Origin of the sequence: Acinetobacter sp. YH16032 (assembly GCF_013417345.1) — a bacterium.
GTDB lineage: Bacteria > Pseudomonadota > Gammaproteobacteria > Pseudomonadales > Moraxellaceae > Acinetobacter.
Genome location: NZ_VPEE01000092.1, coordinates 1 through 3134 on the forward strand (window position 1 = coordinate 1; position 3134 = coordinate 3134).

2 protein-coding genes and 2 pseudogenes are annotated in these 3134 nt (G+C 41.5%); 3 read left to right on the top strand and 1 reads right to left on the bottom strand.

Annotated features, from left to right (window positions below; translation table 11 throughout):
* Positions 1-89 (bottom strand): annotated as a pseudogene (locus FTV32_RS16265) (IS1 family transposase); the annotation flags it as partial.
* Positions 90-147: 58 nt separating this feature from the next.
* On the opposite strand from FTV32_RS16265, the pseudogene FTV32_RS16270 reads away from it, so the two are divergent.
* The 3 genes and pseudogenes from FTV32_RS16270 to FTV32_RS16280 form a co-directional block, all read left to right on the top strand.
* A pseudogene (locus FTV32_RS16270) lies at positions 148-1582 on the top strand (IS66 family transposase); the annotation flags it as partial.
* Positions 1583-1685: 103 nt separating this feature from the next.
* The gene (locus FTV32_RS16275) at positions 1686-2087 is read left to right on the top strand and encodes an HNH endonuclease (RefSeq protein ID WP_257227647.1); all 402 of its coding nucleotides are present in this window, start codon (positions 1686-1688) and stop codon (positions 2085-2087) included.
* A gap of 102 nt (positions 2088-2189) precedes the next feature.
* A complete protein-coding gene (locus FTV32_RS16280) occupies positions 2190-2774 on the top strand; it encodes a class I SAM-dependent methyltransferase (protein ID WP_180029104.1) in 585 nt (194 codons plus the stop codon).
* The last annotated feature ends 360 nt before the right edge of the window (positions 2775-3134 follow it).

Below are 3134 nucleotides of genomic sequence, written 5' to 3' on the forward strand. Positions count from 1 at the left end.
TGGTTTTGTTTCCCATCTACTTTGATGCCATTTCTCTTTATATTGTTACTTAGACAGGTAGGACATTTGATTTGTAGCGTTATTTTCATACCTCTATTTTATCAAAAGCCATATTGTTTTTTTCAGCGTACTTTTTGAAACACCACCAAATTTGGCAGTAAAAACGAACATCTCACCGCAAAACAAATCCATCTATGGGACGAAGCGGTTGAAGAGGATATCGCAGCCGTTGATCTGGAACTGGAACGGCTGAATGCAGATAAAACCGATGCAGCGACACACAAAGCCAAAGCAAATAAACCTAAACGTCGACTGCTGCCGGATCATCTACACACCATCCGTATTGAGCATGAACCTGCATCAACCCAATGCAGTTGTGGCTGCCAGTTACGTCGTATCGGCGAAGATATCAGTGAAAAACTGCATTTCAGACCGGCACAGTTCTACAAGGAACAGCATGTCCGTGGCAAATGGGTCTGTGATCAGTGTGACACCCTGACTCAGCAAGCGATGCCTGCCTATGTGATTGATAAAGGCATTGCTTCACCTGAACTGCTCAGCCATGTGCTGGTATCGAAGTATGCCGATCATTTACCGCTGTACCGTCAACGTCTGATCTATCAGCGGGCGGGAATCGAGCTTTCTAGATCAACGTTATCTCTTACGAAGCAATGCTTCTCAGATAGGTCGCTGCGGTGTGGAACTGGAGCCTCTGGCCAATGTCTTAAAAGAGGTGGTACTACAACAGCAGGTGCTGCATGCAGATGAAACACCGGTCACCATCATGCGGATGGGTGAGAATGAGAAAAAACCGAAGAAAGGTTATGTCTGGGCCTATGCCACTACACAGTACAATCCAGTTCAGGCGGTGATCTATGACTTTCAGGATAGTCGTTCAGGCCAGCATGCTGCAGAGTTCTTGAAAGGCTGGCAGGGTTATCTAGTCTGTGATGATTACAGTGGTTATAAAGCACGCTTTAAATCAGGCCAGGTCATTGAGGTGGGCTGCATGGCCCATGCACGTCGTAAATTCCATGAACTGCATGTAACTGGGAAAAGTCAGGTCGCTGAACAGGCATTAGTGCTGATTCAGAAACTGTATGCGATAGAAGCAGAGCTCAGGAAAAAGACCGATGGTACAGGGGAAGACCGCCGCGAATACCGACAACAGCATAGTCAACCAGTGATGCAACAACTATATGAATGGCTCAACCAACATCATCTGACAGTGCCATCGAGTTCTTCAACCGCCAAGGCCATCAATTACACTCTGAAGCGTTGGCCAGCTTTAAGCCGCTATTTGGATGATGGCAATCTACCCATTGACATGAGAAGCATTGCTTCGCAAGGGGCAGAGAACTCAATGCGACCTTGGGCCTTAGGGCGCAAGAACTGGCTGTTTGCTGGCTCACTGCGCAGCGGCCAGCGAGCGGCGAATATCATGACTTTAATCCAGTCAGCAAAGCTGAATGGCTTGGATCCGTATGCCTATTTAAGTGATGTGCTGAAAAGGCTGCCGACACATAAAGTGACCCAGATTGAAGAGTTACTGCCACACTGCTGGAAACCTAAATCGAATTAAAAATTGGTATGGGATTCAGCGGACGCTTACGTTTGGTAGCGGGATCAGATCACATGAGCGATTGAAGAACGTGTATCAAGCCTTTATCTGTATTGGACTCAATATGAATTTAGATTTTGAAGATGAAGTTTGTTTGAACACGGTCATTCTTTCGATGAGTCAATCATTTGATTGTATTAATTTTAATGATTTTTACCTTGACCGTTTTGGTGGTGATTATGATGAGAGCATTGTGGATGATGTTGTGAGCTTTGTGAAATCAGTAAGACTAACAAAGAAGAAAAAACCTCTAAATTTTTCACTCGCGACCAAAAGAAATCTTTATCAACGTGAGGAAAGGAAAATATGGAGCTATTGCGAAGTATGTGATAGCGCTTTATACCTTGAGTCAACTGAAGTAGATCATCGAGAATCGAAAGCAGAAGGTGGTTACGGTGTTTTAGAAAATGGAGCAATTATTCACCCGATATGTAATCGCTTTAAGTCAGATCGTGCTTTGGAATAAGTAAGAGCAGATTTATTTGACTAAAAAGATAAGGGAGCAAATGCTCCCTTATTTTTTTGTTTTTTAGTAGACTGGGGTCAGTGTTTAGCCTAAGCAACCAATATGAAAACAATAGACTATTACAACCAATACGCAGATCAATTTTTACAAGTCACGTTGTATGTGGATATGGAAAGCCTATACCAACCATTTTTAGCTGAGTTGCCAGATTCAGCACGCATCCTGGATTTAGGCTGTGGCTCAGGGTGTGACACTTTGGCTTTTAAAAATAAAGGCTATCAAGTTGATGCTATCGACTATTCTGAAGTATTGGTCGAACGAGCGAGCCAACTGACTGGTATCGCTGTTCAGCAGCAAAGTTTTTATGAGCTTGATATGCACGATGTTTATGATGGGGTATGGGCATGTGCCTCTTTACTACATTGTGCTCGTAATAGACTCCCTGATGTTTTAAAACGTATTCATGCTACATTACGCTGTGGGGGTGTTTGTTATATGTCATTTAAATACGGCACAATAGACCGAGTAAAAGATGGTAGAGCATTTACCGATTTAGATGAAGAACAAGCTAAAGAATTACTAGATCAGTTGGATAGGGTTACTGTATTAAAACAATGGATTACTGTAGATAAGCGTCCTGATCGTAATGAGGAGTGGCTCAATCTGCTTTGGAAAAAACATGCTTAATTTTATTACCACTGCACAAGAACAACTCAAATTTCTAAAGAATATTCAGCTGATTTTACAGTCAGTGTAGAGTGAAGAAAAAAATTTAATATAAGGCTTATATTTACATTCTTAATTGAAAAAAATATGATCAAAGTTCAGACAGAGGATTTTGATATTTAATAAATATAAAAATACCTCTTAGTGCCAACTTTGTCATGGATAAAACTTAATGCAATTAAATAACAATGGTTCTAGGGTCTGTTGAGAATTACCGAGAGTTAATTAAACTCGCGCACAATTGAATCATGGCTTCAAAACTCGTATCTGTTTTACAACTACGCATCGCTATACGTTTAAATTCTTTTAACTTACAGAAAT

Excerpts from the sequence above, each read along its gene's own strand:
- FTV32_RS16280 (WP_180029104.1), top strand. The coding sequence starts at position 2,190 with ATGAAAACAATAGACTATTACAACCAATACGCAGATCAATTTTTACAA.
- FTV32_RS16275 (WP_257227647.1), top strand. The coding sequence starts at position 1,686 with ATGAATTTAGATTTTGAAGATGAAGTTTGTTTGAACACGGTCATTCTT.